The organism is Pseudoalteromonas sp. BSi20311 (assembly GCF_000239875.1).
Classification (GTDB): Bacteria; Pseudomonadota; Gammaproteobacteria; order Enterobacterales; family Alteromonadaceae; genus Pseudoalteromonas.
The window spans coordinates 14,263-31,918 of record NZ_BADU01000079.1; the positions used below are offsets into that span (position 1 = coordinate 14,263).

Annotated in this window: 13 protein-coding genes; 7 read left to right on the forward strand and 6 right to left on the reverse strand. The window is 40.5% G+C overall.

Translation table 11 applies throughout. The annotated features are described in order from the left end of the window. The first annotated feature begins 88 nt into the window (after positions 1 to 88). The 3 genes from P20311_RS09050 to P20311_RS09060 all read left to right on the forward strand — a co-directional run bounded on the left by P20311_RS09050 (position 89) and on the right by P20311_RS09060 (position 4,745). Positions 89 to 1,354, forward strand: coding sequence for a sugar MFS transporter (locus P20311_RS09050; protein ID WP_008111979.1), 1,266 nt, complete (start codon positions 89 to 91; stop codon positions 1,352 to 1,354). A gap of 16 nt (positions 1,355 to 1,370) precedes the next feature. Beyond that, positions 1,371 to 3,887, forward strand: coding sequence for an exo 1,3/1,4-beta-D-glucan glucohydrolase (locus tag P20311_RS09055; RefSeq protein WP_008111980.1), 2,517 nt, complete (start codon positions 1,371 to 1,373; stop codon positions 3,885 to 3,887). Positions 3,888 to 4,118: 231 nt separating this feature from the next. Further along, positions 4,119 to 4,745: a fumarylacetoacetate hydrolase family protein gene (locus P20311_RS09060; protein ID WP_008111981.1), complete on the forward strand. Its 627-nt coding sequence runs from the start codon at positions 4,119 to 4,121 to the stop codon at positions 4,743 to 4,745. Here P20311_RS09060 and P20311_RS09065 read toward each other — a convergent pair. The 3 genes from P20311_RS09065 to P20311_RS09075 all read right to left on the reverse strand — a co-directional run bounded on the left by P20311_RS09065 (position 4,672) and on the right by P20311_RS09075 (position 7,475). Next, a complete protein-coding gene (locus P20311_RS09065; protein WP_036985030.1) occupies positions 4,672 to 5,610 on the reverse strand; it encodes an ABC transporter substrate-binding protein in 939 nt (312 codons plus the stop codon). The genes P20311_RS09060 and P20311_RS09065 overlap by 74 nt on opposite strands. Positions 5,611 to 5,978: 368 nt before the next feature. Next, positions 5,979 to 7,031 (reverse strand): aldo/keto reductase, encoded by a 1,053-nt coding sequence (locus P20311_RS09070; RefSeq protein WP_008111982.1) that lies wholly within the window; start codon positions 7,029 to 7,031, stop codon positions 5,979 to 5,981. A gap of 12 nt (positions 7,032 to 7,043) precedes the next feature. Continuing rightward, entirely contained in the window at positions 7,044 to 7,475 is a 432-nt protein-coding gene (locus tag P20311_RS09075) for a thioesterase family protein (RefSeq protein WP_008111983.1), read from the reverse strand. Between the two features lie 399 nt (positions 7,476 to 7,874). Here P20311_RS09075 and dinB point away from each other — a divergent pair, with 399 nt between their 5' ends. Both dinB and P20311_RS09085 read left to right on the forward strand, forming a co-directional pair. Then, complete coding sequence (gene dinB, locus P20311_RS09080) at positions 7,875 to 8,930, forward strand: DNA polymerase IV (protein WP_008111984.1); 1,056 nt, start codon at positions 7,875 to 7,877, stop codon at positions 8,928 to 8,930. Positions 8,931 to 9,041: 111 nt separating this feature from the next. Continuing rightward, on the forward strand, positions 9,042 to 10,577 hold the full coding sequence (locus tag P20311_RS09085; protein ID WP_008111985.1) for a leucyl aminopeptidase family protein: 1,536 nt from the start codon (positions 9,042 to 9,044) through the stop codon (positions 10,575 to 10,577). Between the two features lie 54 nt (positions 10,578 to 10,631). Here the strand turns inward: P20311_RS09085 and P20311_RS09090 are convergent, their stop codons facing one another. Both P20311_RS09090 and P20311_RS09095 read right to left on the reverse strand, forming a co-directional pair. Next, positions 10,632 to 12,269, reverse strand: coding sequence for a methyl-accepting chemotaxis protein (locus P20311_RS09090; protein ID WP_008111986.1), 1,638 nt, complete (start codon positions 12,267 to 12,269; stop codon positions 10,632 to 10,634). 280 nt (positions 12,270 to 12,549) lie between these two features. After that, the gene (locus P20311_RS09095) at positions 12,550 to 14,775 is read right to left on the reverse strand and encodes a S9 family peptidase (RefSeq protein WP_008111987.1); all 2,226 of its coding nucleotides are present in this window, start codon (positions 14,773 to 14,775) and stop codon (positions 12,550 to 12,552) included. Between the two features lie 107 nt (positions 14,776 to 14,882). Here P20311_RS09095 and P20311_RS09100 point away from each other — a divergent pair, with 107 nt between their 5' ends. Together P20311_RS09100 and P20311_RS09105 are read left to right on the forward strand one after the other, a co-directional pair. Then, positions 14,883 to 15,281: an HIT domain-containing protein gene (locus P20311_RS09100; RefSeq protein ID WP_008111988.1), complete on the forward strand. Its 399-nt coding sequence runs from the start codon at positions 14,883 to 14,885 to the stop codon at positions 15,279 to 15,281. A gap of 30 nt (positions 15,282 to 15,311) precedes the next feature. Further along, on the forward strand, positions 15,312 to 15,842 hold the full coding sequence (locus tag P20311_RS09105; RefSeq protein WP_008111989.1) for a hypothetical protein: 531 nt from the start codon (positions 15,312 to 15,314) through the stop codon (positions 15,840 to 15,842). 61 nt (positions 15,843 to 15,903) lie between these two features. Here P20311_RS09105 and P20311_RS09110 read toward each other — a convergent pair whose 3' ends face one another. Further along, entirely contained in the window at positions 15,904 to 17,604 is a 1,701-nt protein-coding gene (locus P20311_RS09110) for an NUDIX hydrolase (protein WP_008111990.1), read from the reverse strand. Positions 17,605 to 17,656: the final 52 nt, after the last annotated feature.

Genomic DNA, 17,656 nt, shown 5'->3' on the forward strand with positions numbered 1-17,656 from the left:
TGCAACTATTATCTGCATTTTAAGTTTTACTAAACGCAATAAAATAGAGGTAACAATCTGATAGTTATAAATAATTAGAGATTATACTATGGCACATATCACACAGCCACTATCGGCAACGGAAAACAGCCAAAAACCAGGGTCCACACACACCTTTGCGTTAACATCGCTTACGACCTTGTTTTTTATGTGGGGTTTTCTTACTTGCTTGAACGATATTTTAATTCCGTATTTAAAGGGGATGTTCTCCCTTAACTACACCCAAGCAATGTTGGTGCAATTTTGTTTTTTTGGTGCCTACTTTGTTATGTCAATCCCTGCGGGGAAACTGGTCAGTAAAATAGGTTATCAATTTGGTATTGTTGTCGGTTTAGTTGTCGCAGCAATTGGTTGTGCATTATTTTACCCTGCTGCAGAAGCTCATGTATACGAGCTATTTTTATTAGCTTTGTTTGTTCTTGCTTCAGGGATCACCATTTTACAAGTTTCTGCTAACCCATATGTAAGTGTACTAGGGCCTGCAAAAACAGCCTCTTCGCGCTTAACCATGACCCAAGCCTTTAACTCTTTAGGCACAACGGTTGCGCCTTTATTTGGTAGTTGGTTGATTTTGTCTGAAATTAGCCAAGCAACAGCCGAACAAGTTAAATTTCCTTATTTAATGCTCAGTGCAAGCCTATTAGCATTGGCGATTATTTTTGCCTTTTTAAAGTTACCTAAACTAGGTAAAGCGATTGACAGTGAAGCTGAAAACCAAGGCGACACTGAGTTTGTTGATTTAGGCAGCGTATGGAAATATCGCCACCTTATTTTAGGCGCGATTGGTATTTTTGTTTATGTAGGGGCTGAAGTGGCCATAGGCAGCTTTTTAGTCGGCTTTTTAACCTTAGATCATATTGCAGGCTTACCAGAGCAGCAAGCAGCACATTACATTAGTTATTATTTTGCAGGTGCAATGATAGGGCGCTTTGCTGGCGCCGCGATTATGCAAAAATTAAATGCAGCCAAAGTATTAGCTTGTCACGGTATTTTAGCAGGCTTACTTGTGTTAATTGCTATGACGGGTCAAGGGTCACTGGCTATGTGGGCTATTTTATTAGTTGGATTATGTAACTCTATTATGTTTCCTACTATTTTTAGTTTAGCACTACAGGGGCTTGGTAAATACACGTCACAGGGTTCGGGTATTTTGTGTTTAGCGATTGTTGGCGGTGCGATTATTCCGTTATTACAAGGTATGCTGGCTGATAATATAGGTGTGCAATTAGCCCTTATTCTACCCATTGGCTGCTATTTATATATTACTTATTTCGCGCTGTTTGGTGCAAAAAAAACAACGTCAACTCCTCTTTGAGTTTTAGGTGAATGCTATGATTATTAAACGCACTTTTTCAATTACTGCGCTGATGCTAGCAGCAATAACCAGCAGCGGTTGCTCGCAACCCTCTGATAGTGTCAGTGATACAACAAACCAAAAAGAAATTTGGCCAACAATTACAACGGGGATTAAAAGCGATGCTCAAATGGAGCAAAAAATCGCTGATATGCTCAGTACTATGACGCTAGAGCAGAAAATAGCGCAAATGATCCAACCTGAAATTCGTAACATCACGGTTGAAGATATGCGTAAGTATGGCTTTGGCTCTTACTTAAATGGCGGCGGTTCGTTTCCAAACAATAACAAGCATGCTACGCCTGAAGATTGGGTTGATTTGGCAGAAAAAATGTACCAAGCATCTATTGATGACTCTCTAGATGGCAGTACCATTCCTACAATGTGGGGCACCGATGCGGTACATGGACACAACAATGTTATTGGCGCGACTTTATTCCCGCATAATATTGGTTTAGGTGCAGCAAATAATCCTGCACTTATTGAAAAAATAGCCGCTGCTACCGCACGAGAAGTAATGGTTACCGGTATAGATTGGGTATTTGCACCTACTGTTGCTGTGGTGCGTGATGACCGTTGGGGTCGCACTTACGAAGGGTACTCTGAGGACCCTGAAATTGTGAAAGCGTACTCTGCCTCTATTGTTAAAGGGTTACAAGGCGCTGTAGATGGCGATTTTTTGTCAGACACGCGAGTAGTGAGTACCGTTAAGCACTTTTTAGGTGATGGTGGTACTGTAAACGGCGACGATCAAGGTAATAACATCGCTTCTGAAGAAGAGTTATTTGCGCTTCATGCCCAAGGCTATGTAGGTGGTTTGAGTGCCGGTGCGCAAACGGTTATGGCTTCGTTTAACAGTTGGCATGGCGATAAAATTCACGGCAGTAAATATTTATTAACCGATGTATTGAAAGAAAAAATGGGCTTTGATGGCTTTGTTGTTGGCGATTGGAATGGTCATGGACAAGTTAAAGGCTGCTCAAATAGCAACTGTGCTCAAGCTGCAAACGCAGGTTTAGATGTATACATGGCACCAGATGAGTGGAAACCATTGTTTGGCAATTTAATTAGCCAAGTTAACAGCGGTGAGATCCCACTAAGCAGAATTAACGACGCGGTAACGCGTATCCTACGCGTTAAAATGCGCGCGGGTTTATTCGATAAACCAAGCCCTGCGAAACGTCCTCTTTCTGGTAAAACTGAAATTATTGGTAGTCACGATCACCGTGCTGTGGCCAAACAAGCAGTACGTGAATCTTTAGTGTTACTTAAAAATAAGCAGCAGTTATTACCATTATCGCCCAAGGCAAACGTATTAGTAGCAGGAATAGGTGCTGATAATATCGGCATGCAGTCAGGTGGCTGGAGTGTTACGTGGCAAGGTACAGGCAATACCAACAATGACTTCCCAGGCGGCACTTCAATTTATGCAGGTATTAAAAACACGCTCGAGCAAGCTGGTGGTAGTGTTGCACTAAGTGTTGATGGAGAGTATAAAGCGCGCCCAGATGTAGCCATTGTTGTATTTGGTGAGCAACCTTATGCAGAGGGCAATGGGGATGTTGATAACCTTGAGTACCAGCGCGGTAATAAAAGTGATTTAGCCTTACTGCGAAAGTTTAAAGATGCGGGAATTCCAGTTGTATCATTATTTATAAGCGGTCGCCCAATGTGGGTTAATGCTGAGCTAAATGCCAGTGATGCGTTTGTTGCTATTTGGCTTCCAGGCAGTGAAGGTGATGCAATTAGTGATGTATTGTTTAAAAATGCAGACGGTTCAATTAACCACGACTTTAAAGGAAAGTTATCGTTTTCATGGCCGAATAACCCAATCGACAATGAAAACCGCAACGATGAAGGTTATAGCCCATTACTCCCTTATGGTTTTGGCTTAACCTACGGTGATAGCAATGTAATTAAAGATGACTTGGTAGAGCAAACTCAACAGACTGAACAATTGGACGACTTAGTGTTGTTTGAACGTGCTATAAAAGCACCATGGTCGTTGGTATTAAAAAGTGGCGAGCAACAAAAAACGGTGGCAAGTAGCCGTGAGTCATTAGGTGCTGTGAGCATTCAAACATTTGACAAAGATGTGCAAGAAGATGCGCGAGCTATCCGTTTTAATGGTCAAGCGCTGGCTGGGGTTAATTTAGCCGCGGCATTCCCATCTGACTTACGCTCATACGTTGAGAGTAATGGCCAGCTGCAAATGCAAATTAAAGTAGACAAAGCGGCATCAAGCCCGCTGTGGGTTGCTATGGGTTGTGGTGAAAACTGCCAGGGTAAGTTTGATATTACCGATAACCTTGAGCAATCAGGTCAATGGCAAACATTAAACATCAACTTAAGTTGTTTTGCAGAGCAGGGTGTTGACTTGGCACAAGTATTTTCGCCTTGGCAGTTAAGCACGCAAGGTGATTGGCATGTATCTATAGCTAAACTAGCTATTACAACAAATGCTGCCGAGCAAGGTAGTGTTACTTGTAAGTAGTCAATAATCTATTGATAAGCAGGTACAGAGAGTACCTGCTTATTATTTTAAACATGTAGTACAAAAACCTGCCAAATTAGTCCCTCCTTACTTTTATTCCATTCTATGTGATTGATTATATTCAGCTCCGTAGTTGTCACAAAAATATGATAAAACTGCATTCGCTTTTACGTTAATAATTTGAGAGTATGCCAAAATATTAAATGCGTTATGTAATTAACAGGTGAAAGGATGAATCAAATAAAGCTCGCTTCTCAGCGTTTACAACCTTCAAAAATAGTTTGTGTGGGGCGCAATTACAGTGCACATATTGCTGAGCTAAACAATGAACACCCTGAGCAAATGGTGATTTTTAATAAGCCTAATAGCGCGATCACCGATACCTTACTTACTACTCATAACGGGGATACGTTACATTATGAAACTGAATTATGTTTTGTGATTAAAAATAAGCAGCTTGCAGGAGTAGGGATTGGGCTCGATTTGACTAAGCGAGCTTTGCAAAGCAGTTTAAAAGAAAAGGGCTTGCCGTGGGAGCGAGCTAAAGCATTTGATGGCTCAGTATTATTTAGTGATTTTATTGAGTTAACGCCAGAAATGTCATCATTTATATTTGAATTGCATATTGATGGTAAAGCAGTTCAGCATGGTGATACCCAGCTAATGTTGCACCAACCTGCGCAAATACTGGCTGAAGTAAGTGAGTTTATGGGTTTAGAAGAGGGCGATATTATTATGACCGGCACCCCTGCTGGCGTAGGGATGGTGGGCGCGGGTCGAGAGTTTAAAGTTGCTCTTTATTCTGACTCTGGTCAGCGGTGCTTATTGGAGCATCATTGGTCTGTGAGTCAACGTTAATTATGTATTGATAGTATTGTTTATCAAAATTATCGATATGTTCACTTAACCAATACCGCTGGCTTAGCTGATGCTCAGCTGATTCTAGTATGGTACTTTCTAATGCTGCATTAATCTTCTTAATTGCCTGATTAGCAAAATCATTGGGCGCATTAGTCGCACAGCCTATAGCGCCTTTAACTAACGAATTCGTATTTTGAGCTATAGGTATGCTAACGATTTTTATGGGGTGTTGTTGCTGGTTAAAGTAACTAGCCATAAAAGGGTAATCGAGCGAGTAATCTAAAAAACCATGTCTTAATCTATCGATCACAACGCCACTTTCATTGTCACTACTTAAGCTTAAAGAGACGTTATGGTGGCTCAAAGCGTTTTCAATAATTATATTTATGTGTGGCGAAAACCGTCGCGCTGCGGCTTGTCCATAGGTAAAGTTTTCATCGCTAAGCAAGCTAATTAAATTTATAGGATTACCATGTGTTTTGGTAAGTGTTCGTGCTTTTTGGTTAGTGGTAATAATACTAAACTCTGGGTAGATGGAGGTAGGGCGTGAGTAAGTATAGACTTGGTTGGCGTTTTTTTTGTGAATTACGCATGGGAAGCAGACATTTTTGCCTTCTCTGATATATTTATTAATTCGTTTTTGTGGCACAACTAACCGAGTATGTTTTACATCCTTAATACTGCTAATGAGTTGCTCAGTTAAATTGTCACACAAACCCGTTTGAGCACTTTCTGAGTTTAAGTGAAAAGGCGGAGTGTTGCTCTGTAGCCACAAAATTTCAGTGAGCTGATTTTTAGATTGGCTAATACTGTTATTCGAGAATATTAAAAAAAGCAGGCAGAAATAACGAGCTGTATGCATAAAAAAGGCTGATAATTCTTTATTAAATGGCTGTTTGTTATTATACCTGAATGTCCAAAAAATAAACATAAAGAACAGCAAAGAATCAATTTCATTGAAGCGTAGTTATGCCAATAAGCAATAATACTTAATCATTTTACGGGGCTAAACGTGTCACTACCTGCGTTAAAAATTCTCATTTAGAACAACTAAATAGCAATTTTTTGCCTAGCTATCAACACGTTTTTCCAGCCTCAAAATAGACCACTTAATTAAGCGAATTGGTATTATTCTTTGCTGTTTTTGATTACCTGCGAGGTTACAAACCTCGCGCCGTGATTAAATCGCCCTATGTAGAACAAGTTTCAATATGCAAAGGCCAACAGACCCTAGTAAGGCATTGGGTTATTTCTGAATATGGTATCAATCGCTAATAATACATCGTCGCTAAGGGTTAGCTCAAATGCATCAATGTCTTCTTTTAATTGCGCCATAGTAGTGGCACCAATAATAGATGATGTCACTCCATCTACTTGATTACACCACGCTAGCGCTAATTGTGCCGGTGTTATGTTGTGCTCATAGGCAAGTTCAACATACTCCTTAGTGGCTTGTTGTGATTGTGGTGTATCACGAAAAATACCGTTGCGCTGCATAAATGTCCAACGTGAGCCTTCAGGGCGCGCTCCATTGAGGTACTTACCAGTTAATAGCCCAGCCGCCAGAGGCGACCAAGGTAAGTAAGCAATATCTTCATGCACACATTGCTCTATTAAATAAGGCCAATCTTTCGCATGCGCTAAACTAAACTCATTTTGAATAGACACCATTTTTGGCAAGTTGTGCTCTTTAGCTAAATTTAAAAATTGGCTAATTCCCCATGGTGTATCATCAGAAAGCCCACAATGCTTAATTTTACCTGCTTTAACACACGCATCTAAACCCTCTAAAATATCCAGCATATCTGCGGTGTGTTGTTTTGCATCGACCTCGGTAAACTTGAGCATACCTGGCCATTGCCTTGCAAAATGTGGGGTGCGGCGGTTTGGCCAATGTAATTGGTATAAGTCAATATAGTCGGTTTGTAAGCGCTTTAGAGACTGATCAACGGCATCAATAACAGCTTGGCGAGTAATATCACCGCCATCACGGATCCATGAAAGTCCATTACCGGCAATTTTAGTTGCAATAACAATGTCTTTTCGTTTTTGTGGATTACGAGCGACCCAATCCCCTATAATTTCCTCTGTTTTACCATAGGTATCGGGCGTGGGCGGAACTGCGTACATTTCTGCTGTATCAATAAAGTTAACACCACGTTCAAGGGCATAGGCTATTTGCTCATCAGCATCGCGCTGGGTATTTTGTACTCCCCAGGTCATGCTACCTAAACAGACTCTCGAAACACTAACACCACTACTACCTAATTGACTATATTGCATTACTAATCCTAATTATTCGTTTTCAGAGTTTGCTTTTAAAGCCGATAACAAAGGTTCTGTGATCGTCGCTTTTTGCCCTGTTTTAAAGTCAAACATCACCACTTTCGACATGCCTGTGGTGGTTATCGCATTTTGCGCATGACTAAATACACTGTAATTCATTACAAACCGGTCAGATTTTATATCACTAATAGTAATACCTACGCTTAATGTGTCAGGAAACGTCACAGGGCGTTTGTAGCGAATGTTATTTTCACTGATCACAGGGCCTGTGGCTTTAGCATTGATAGTATCAAATAAATTTAATTTATTTAAAAAATCGATTCTGGCTATTTCAAAATAACGAAGGTAAACACAGTTATTAACATGCTGTAGGGCATCCATATCGCCCCACGCTACAGTAATATCGGTATGAATAGGATGTTGTTGTTTAAACGTTTCCATGTATTAATAGCTCTTAGTTTTAAAGTATTTAGATTAGCAACATGGTCGGATGAGCTCAAGGGAATTATAGCGGGCAAAAAATTCGAGAGTTAAAATTGTACCTCTTTGAATTCATGACTATAGTAACTATTAACACACAAGGAGAGAACTATGCAGAATATAATTAATTGGTTATTGGCATGCACTGTTTTTATAGCTTCGTTCACTTGTTACGCTATGGGTAATGAGGCAGGAGCAATTATTTTGATTTTATTAGGCTTCTGTTTAGAAGTACTATTTTGGATGTATTGTTTTAATAAGCCCAAAAAAAATAGGCGCTCTTTTTAGATAACAACATGCTTGCTAATTAATAGCGATTCCACAATAATGGCTGTATAAATAAACAGTTGTTATTGTGTGATGAAAAAGTTTATTCATATAGACATGGACTGCTTCTATGCAGCCGTTGAAATGCGCGACAACCCTAAGCTTGCAAGCGTACCGCTGGCCATTGGCGGTAATAGTCGCCGAGGAGTGCTCTCTACCGCTAATTATATTGCCAGAGAATATGGTGTGCGTTCTGCTATGTCTAACTATCATGCCAAACAGCTTTGCCCCGATTTAGTTATTGTGCCCGGAAGAATGGCGGTTTATAAACAAGTATCAACTCAAATCCGCGCTATATTTAACCGCTATACTGACCTTGTTGAACCTCTTTCACTTGATGAAGCATACCTAGATGTGACCGACAGTACTGCATTTAAAGGCAGTGCAACGTTAATTGCTGAGCAGATCCGCACCGATATTTTTAATACCACAGGGCTGACCGCCTCTGCGGGGATTGCGCCAATTAAATTTATAGCCAAAATTGCTAGTGATGAAAATAAGCCCAATGGCCAATTTGTGGTATTGCCTGAACAGGTTGACTTGTTTTTAGCCCAATTACCACTAGGTAAAATTCCAGGCGTGGGTAAAGTAACCTTGGAGAAGCTTAATTTAAAAGGATTATACACGGGCCAAGATGTCCGAGAAAAAGGCGCTAATTGGATGCAGCAACATGTGGGGAATTTTGGTGTATCGTTATATCAAAAATGTATGGGGGATCATATAGGGCGGGTTTCAACTGAGCGGGTTCGTAAGTCATTGAGCGTGGAGCATACTTATGAATACAACAAAAACAGCCTTGATGAGTGCCTTGAACAATTACCGCAACTGTTAGATGAGCTCACTGTTAGGCTAAATAAGCAGCAGTTGCAAAATAAAATTAATAAGTTAAGTGTTAAAGTTAAATTTGCTAATTTTGTTGTGACCTCAGCAGATCAAGCGAATCATCAATTAAACACCGCTATTTTTAAAGAGTTACTCGCCAAAGCTTATCAACGTGGATTACAGCAACCCGTGCGCTTATTAGGAATTGGCGTTGGTATTAAAAATCAACCAGAGCATAATTTACAGCTCAGTATTCTTGATGTGTAAAACTTGTAACACCAAGTTGCCAGTAAATATGCAGAATATCGCAGTTCACTGGTTATAAATTGCTAAATAAATAATAATAGGGACTACGTTTTCTAACAGGATCTTTTTTTTATGGCATATCCAAAAGCAGTGCTGGCTCAGCCAGTAAGTGCAAGCCTAGATTGTACATCACACGATGCACTTATTATTATCAGTGATGACTTTTCTCATTTACCAAATACGCCTCTGCGTGATGCAATTTTAAATCAAGCCCAAGTAGACTCACGTATAGGCAATCAAGTTACCTTATTAGTTATTGCCGGTAAACGTGTGGTATTAGCACCAACTGGCCCTTTAAATAGAGACTATGACGATGTACGTCGTTATTTTGATGCGGCTAAATTAGCCATCAATGAAGCAAAAGCGTCGGGCAGTGTAAGCCCCGCGATTTACTTACCCGCTTTAAATATCGATAGTCGTTATCAACACGCTCTAGAAGTGGCCTATTTAGGCGCATGCCAAGCATTATGGCAGCCTTTGGAAGCGCGTGAATTTCATGGTCAAGGTATTGAACCCATTACTCAAATCGGTTTAATTGATGCCAATGAACAAACGATTAAAGCAGTCAATGCGTTAGCCGCTGGTCAATATGCTGCACGTGATTTATGTGGTACCGAGCCTGAGCGTATGGCACCACCACGCTTTGCTGATTACTGTAGTGAGCTATTTAACAATAGCGCAGTGAGCGTTGATGTAATTGGCGATTTAGCTGCCATTGATAAACACTATCCGATGCTAAGCACTGTTGCTCGTGCGTCTTATGCGGTAGAGCGTCATCACCCTCGTGTAGTTAAACTTGAATATGTACCAGAGGGCGAAGTAACGCGCACACTGATGTTTGTTGGTAAAGGCTTAGTCTATGACACTGGCGGTGCAGATTTAAAAGTGGGCGGCTATATGGCGGGCATGAGCCGTGATAAAGGCGGTGCGGCTTCTGTTGCTGGATTTATGAAAGCAGTTGCTGATTACCAGCCTAAAGGCGTCAAAGTGATTGCCTTTTTAGCGGTGGTACGTAACTCAATTGGTTCAGATTGTTTTGTTCCTGATGAAATCATTACCAGCCGTGAAGGTGTACGAGTGCGCATTGGTAACACTGATGCCGAAGGGCGTCTAGCGATGGGGGATTTACTTAGCGAAATGAAAGATTTGGCTAAAAACGAAATAAACCCAACGCTGTTTACTGTGGCTACTTTAACAGGGCATGCTGCACGCGCGATGGGGCCATATGGTGCTTATGTAGAAAATGGGCCAGCATGTAGTGCTAATATTTCACGTCAATTAGCTGATTGTGGTGATTTATGGGCTGACGGTGCAGAAGTATCCCGTTCACGTCGTGAAGATTATGACTTTATAAAGCCACGTACTTTAGCCGATGACGTACTCTCTAGTAATAATGCAGCTTCTGCTGTTACAGCACGCGGACACCAATTTCCTATGGCATTTTTAGCTGTTGTAGGCGGGTTAGATAAGCATGGTAATGAGTCTACTTTACCACTTCCTTATGTGCATATGGATATTGCAGGTAGTGGCGTTGAAGGCGGTGACTGGCAACATGGCAAACCAACGGCAGCATCAGTAAGCAGTTTATTTGCCCACTACTGTTTATAATTCTCTATATAAATATGTCTAAAAAGCCCTGAAAATCAGGGCTTTTTAATTGAGTTAACTAAGCTTAAAGCGCGATACCACGCTTGATAACTCAACACTACTTTGTTTCAGTTTGTCGCTAGCACGGGTTAAATCATTGGTGTTACCCAGTGATTGCTCCGTTGATTGCGAGAGGTCGTTAATTCTTAAGTTCACCTCATCTGCGGCCGATGTTTGCTGCTCTGTTGCTCTTGCAATTTGGCCGTTCATATCGGTGATCACCGATACCAATCTGTCTATTTCATCAAGCGAGGTATTGGCAGCAGAAGCTTGCTCAACGGTTGAGATAGAAATTTCTTGGCTAGATTTTACCGCTTCAACCGCAGCTTTAGCGCCTTCTTGCAGTTTAGCTATCATGGCTTGAATTTCATCGGTACTTTTACCTGTTCGGCTGGCCAGCGTTCTCACTTCATCGGCTACAACGGCAAAGCCTCTACCATGCTCACCTGCTCGCGCTGCTTCAATTGCAGCATTTAACGCCAGTAGATTAGTTTGTTCTGCAATACTGCGAATTACATCAAGTACCGAGCCAATGTTATTACTTTCTTGAGCAAGATCAGCGGTAACTTTACTTACGGTTTCTATGTTAGTAGAAAGGGCTTCAATAGCTGTAATTGTTTTCGACACCACGTTTTTACCACTTGATGCATTACTTGCCGCTTCATTTGCGGCTTGTTCGGCGGCTTCGGCATTACGGCTTACATCATGAATTTGATGGGTCATTTGCTCCATAGCTGCAGCCACTTGAGTTGAGCTGTCGTTTTGTAACTCGATAAATGATTGGCTGGTTTTACTCGAGTCATCGACGGTATGAGCATGGTCGTTTACATCGTTTGCATTTTTGGCGACCAGTACTAAAGACTCTCTAATTTTAGAGACAAATAAGTTAAATGATTGCGAAAGTTGAGATATTTCATCATTACCATTTTCGTTCAGAGTACGGGTTAAATCTCCCTCACCTTGAGAGATGTCTTTCATCATCTGGGCGGCTAAACGGGTAGGGGTTAAAATACTACGACCAATAAAGTAACTAAATAACACCACCACAATAATCATAATAACTACATTAATAATGATAATAGTGCGCTGCTGCGAAAAGGCACTGTCTATAGTATCAAGGTACACGCCTGAGCCGATTATCCATTGCCATTGATCAAAACCTTTCACAAACGCAATTTTGTCTACGGGGTTGTCGTTACCTGGTTTTGGCCATTTATAAGGCACATAACCTTCGCCGGATTTTTTAACAACGCTAACCATCTCAACAAATAGCGGGGTTCCATCAGGGTCTTTGTTATTAGTTAAATCTTTTCCCTCAAGAGCTGGTTTAATTGGGTGCATTACCATGGCAGGCTGATAATCGTTTATCCAAAAATAGTTCGTATCATCGTAGCGCAATGAGCGGATTGAGGCGATTGCTTGAGATTGTGCCTGTTGGCGAGTGAGTGTTTGGTTTTGTTCAAGAGCTGCATAGTGCTTAATAGTGCTATATGCAGTTTCTACCACATTTTTAGTTTTAAGGTATTGCTCTTTTTTGAGCGCTTGGTATTGATTACTCAAACTCGAAATACTCAATACAATTAAACCCAATATTACAATCCCTACTAAAATGGCTAGACGTTGAAATATAGTAAAACGACGGAGGTTTGGCATAAATATGTTCCTGTATCAGAGCATTATTTTTCTTCAATAAGCATAGTTAAAATATAGGCTAAGAGAGCTTTATTTTCATAATATTGTATTTCTTATATTTCGTTTTAGCGGTTAGTTTAAATACAATAACAGTTGGACGCTGAAGCTTAGACTTTTAGTTACCCGTGCTTAAGATGGATTTAATTATTGTGTGTTGACGTTTTAATATATCTTATTAGCATAAAAAAAGGCTGATACTTGTATCAGCCTTTAGTCGAATGATTAACCTAACGTTAGTTAGTTAGTTTGTATTAAAGTTACGGTTAAAGAAGTTAGTAATAGTTTGATGTAAGTGAGTCTGCACTTGTTTACCGCGAAGGCTATGCTTTGAGCCTGGGTAAGTCATCATTTCAAACTGTTGATTGTTATCTTGCAGCTGTTTAAACAATTTAGTTGCATGAGTAAACAACACGTTGTCATCGGCCATACCATGGTAAATCATTAATGGGCCTTTCAGGCCTTCAGCATATGGGAAAACAGCACTGTCGGTATAACCTTGCGCATTCGTATCAGGGTGACCCAAATAGCGCTCGGTGTAGTGAGTGTCGTACAAGGCCCAGTCAGTTACTGGTGCGCCTGAAACACCAGCACTAAAGTAGTCGCCTGCTTTAAACATGGTCATTAGCGCCATATAACCACCATAGCTGTGGCCGTATATACCAATGCGTGCAGGGTCTACGTAGTCAAGGGTACGTAAAAACTCAACGCCTTTAATCTGATCAGCTACTTCAACAACACCTAACTTTTTATATATTGCATCTTCAAACTTTTTACCACGATTGTAAGAGCCACGGTTATCTAGTTGAAAAATAACATAACCTTGTTGCGCCATATATTGAAAATATAAGTTTTTACTACGCCAGCTATTAGTGACTCGTTGAGCATGAGGGCCGCCGTACACGTTAACAATAACCGGATGCTTTTTACCTTTAGCCATGTTTGCTGGTTTAAATAAACGGTAATGCATAACTTGGCCGTCTTCAGCGGTAATGGTGCCGTACTCAGGCTGTGCTAAATCAGTCAAAAAGGGAGTGAGTGGATGTGAGTCATCTAGTTTGTTTTCTTCAAGCCACGTAATAAATTCACCATTAATTTTGCGTAGTGCTGCTGAATTTGGTTTGTTGACCGATGAGCTGGTATCAATGAAGGTTTTATTATCTTTTGCCAGTACGACATTGTGATATTGGCCTTTTTCAGTAATACGTTTAATTGCTCCTTTTTTAAATAAAGGCGCGCTGTATAAATGGCTCTCTAGCGCAGTATCTTTGCGTGCTGCAAAGTAAACCATACCATTTTTTTCATCTACCCCTTTTAAGCTATCAACAACCCAGTCACCAGCGGTTATTTGACGAATAAGTTGGCCATTATTTCGATACAAATAAAGGTGCTTAAAGCCATCACGCTCTGAAGCCCACACAAAATGCTTTTTGTCTTTTAAGAACTCAAGGTCAAAATGTAGGTTTATCCAGGTATCGCTTTTTTCAGTTAATGCGACGGTTTGCTGTTTTGTTTTACTGTTGTAAAAGCGTAACTCTAAATTGTGCTGAGAGCGATTTTGCCACTGGTAAGACAGGGTGTTACTGTCGTTTAGCCATTTAGCACGTGCGATATAAATGTCTTTATCTTTACCTAAATCAATCCAGTCAACAGCTTGGTCATTAAGTTTCACAACACCAAGTTGAATTTCAACATTGTTGGTGCCAGTAAATGGGTAGCGCTGATTAAATAGCTTTACTTCATCTGCATAAATTTCGTTACGAATCGCTTCCTGAACAGGGCTTTCATCAACGCGAGTAAAGGCGATTTTAGATTCATCATTTGCCCACCAATAACCGGTCATGCGACTCATTTCTTCTTGCGCCACAAATTCGGCCATGCCATTTTTAATAACGCCACCGCCATCTTTACTTAACTGAATTTCTTTGCCAGATGCCAGTTCTAGTGCATAGAGGTTTTGCTCGCGAATAAACGATACAAAATTCCCTTTTGGAGAAAAGCGCGCATCGGTTTCAAATGCTTCAGTGTTAGTTAGTTTTTTACTATTTTTTGTGTTTAAGTCGAAATAATAAAGGTCGCCATTTAGAGGAAATAGCAGTGCTTTACCATCTTTTGACCATTTATATTCAAGAATACCTTTACCAAAAATACGTTGGCGTTCACGACGTGCTTTTTCTTCATCTGATAGGTTTTCTGGGCCTGAAAATAACTGCGCTGAATCAACAAGTAATCGATTGGTATTGTCTTTTAAATTATATTCCCATAAATCGTAGCGGTTATAGTCATCTGTTTTACCTTGTAAGTAGGTGACACGGCTGCCGTCGGGAGAAAATTTAAGTTGTACTGGAGACTTTCCCGCTAAGCTAGGATCATCAAATATACGCTCAAGCGTTAGCGGCTTTGCTTGGACGCTTAATGCGCCCGCCATCAGGGGGATTGCCAGTGAGAGGTGTTTTAGTTTTTTTAACACAGGATTGCCTTTACTTACATAAAATTATCCCCGATGGTAAAGCACAAGCGTGTGCAACTGCAACTAAATGCTATAAAGTGTGTAGTAAAATAACTAAGGATATCAACATGAGTGAAACCCCTTTTATCTTAGCCCCAGAGCTACAAAAAGATTGTATTGAGCTGGCTGATTGGCCATTGTGTAAAGTATTGTTATTGAATGACAGTCAATATCCATGGTTTGTATTAGTCCCAAGGGTTGCAGGCTTAAAAGAGATTGTTGATTTAACCGAGCAGCAACAAATTACTTATTTACAAGAGTCGGCTAAGCTCAGTCATCTATTAATTGAGGTGTTTAATCCTGATAAGTTAAATGTTGCCGCGCTAGGTAATATGGTGCCGCAATTACACATTCATCATATAGCGCGCTTCAAAACAGATATTGCATGGCCTGCGCCTGTATGGGGCAAGTTTCCGAGTATCCCTTATACTAATGAGCAGATAGAGCAATTAAAAACGTATTTTTAAAATTAGAATGAGTTACTTTGAGGGGATAGTATGAAATTAATAAAACAACTTTGTGCCAGTATATTTATGGCAGCTATTGCTGTTTCAACCGTAATAGCGAGTGAGCAGCCAGTCGCTATAGATGTGGTAAATAACGCCAACATTAAAAACTTTGCAGCGCATAACAACGTGGTTTTTTCAGCAGCGCAACCGACTGATGAGCAGTTTAAGCAACTATCGCAAGCTAAGGTGAAGCACGTTATTAATTTACGTGCAGCAGATGAGCAAGACTGGGATGAAGGGGCATTAGTAAACTCTTTAGGAATGAATTACCACGCAATTGAGATCGCAGGTGCACAAGATGTTAACATCGATAATGCAAAACGATTAGCTAGCCTTTTAGAAGAACTTAAAGGTGAATCAGTGGTTGTTCATTGTGCGAGCAGTAATCGTGTTGGTGCGCTAATGGCTATTTCAGCCCATCAACAAGGCGCTGATATTGAGTCTGCAATTGAAACAGGCAAGCAGTGGGGAATGGCAAGCCTAGAGCCGGTTGTTCGCAAAGTGATGAGTGATAAATAATCAGACAATAAAAAAGCGTTACAGTGTAACGCTTTTTTTATGTGAACTAATTTAGCTCATATTAATTAAGGCCAAGCACATCTTTGCCTTGTTTGAAGGTCACATCTACAGGGATGTTCGCTTTGCTTAACTTTTCTAAATCTTTAGCAAGCTCCGCTTTAATATCGCCATGAGTGGCAATAAGTTGATCTACTTTTTCGTAATCACCATCACCTTGCAGGGTTAAAATAAGGCGTGATAACTTTGCCATAGCATCGCCCATTTTATCCATGTTGATGCTGTAAAGTCCGTCTTCACTTTTAGAGAAAGCACCTTCTTGAGCAAAAAAGTTAAAGCGGATCATATTTGCTTTACCATGCGCACTTGAAGCACCAAAGCGCACTGAGCGGAAAATACCCGCCATAAAAGTGGTGTAGTAATCTTCTAATGTACCTTCGGTGATTTCACCTTTTTTAAGTAACTGTTCAACCATGTATAAACCAAGAATATCGGCTTTGCCTTCTTCTAAAGCGCTAGCGTGCTCTTGAAGTGATTGGCGAACAGTACCTTTACCCGTTAGGGTGTTTTTAATCCCTAAACCGTGAGCCACTTCATGGAACATGGTGTTAGCAAAGAATGCATCAAAGGTAATGTGTTTGCGTTGCTCAGGTACAATTAACTGCTCTGAGATAGGCACTAAAATTTTATCAAACTTCGCACGCATTGCGTTTTTAAGCTGTAAACGACGTGTGCCTTTTTCTAGTTGTACCTGTTCATCATTGGGTAAGTTAATCGCAATGGTTTTACTGCCTGCATTTGAATGCCCAGCATAGTACACAACATCGTAGGCATTTAGATCAGCATCTGAGCCAGGTACTTCTTGCTTATACTTGCTATCTACAGGTAAACCTTTTTGTAGTTCAGGTAAAAACGCTGCAAATTTAGCTAGGCGCTCGCTCCATTTTAAATCTTTAATAAGAACATATGATTCATAAGCTGCGCGGTAACCAAATAATTGATCTTCGTAGTTTTCAATCGGGCCAATAACCACATCGATAGGGTTATTTTTCATATCCATCCACGCAAAGTCAGAGGCTTGAAAATCATCATTTTGGATTGCGTCAGCTCGTAAGTTTAGGTAGTTGGCGAATTCTTTGTCGTCGGCTAGTTTGCTAGCCTCTCGAAGTAACTCAGCAGCTTGAGCAAGCTCTACTGCATACTCTTCTGAATAAGGTGTGCTGTATAAATTACCTAATTCATCACGCTTAATCAGTGAGTAAAGGCCTGTTTTATCTTTTACATCAGCGTTATTAAGCTCTTCTTTGGTGATGTCTGCTGGGTAAAAGCCTGCACCAAGCGGCTTTTCTTTATTGCCTGATAAGAATACTTCATCGCCGTTTAAGCGATCCCATGGGCCGTAGTTAATATCGGCAAACTGACGTACTTTTTCATCATCTAATTGTGCTAAAAAGTCTTGTTTATTTTTACCAAATGCTTGCTTCCAGAATAAATCATCCATAATTTTTGAAGCATCAATAAGCTTAGCAACCATGGCTTTTTGATTGTCAGATAAGTGCGATAAATCACTTTGTAAACTAAAGTCGGTGTAAATGTCTAAGCGTTGACGGTCAATATTAACAAGTGTTGGGCCTGAAGGCGCTGTTGAAGCCGCTGGCGTAGAGTTTTGTGCTGTGTTGCTTGAAGAAGGTGCTTGCTCTGAGCAGGCACTAAGAAAAACAGCGCCAGAGAGCAATATCGCTTGGCTAATTTTATTTAAGTTCATTATTTTGCCTATTTAAAAGTCAATTTTATAGCTGGTGTACTGTAAGTTAAGG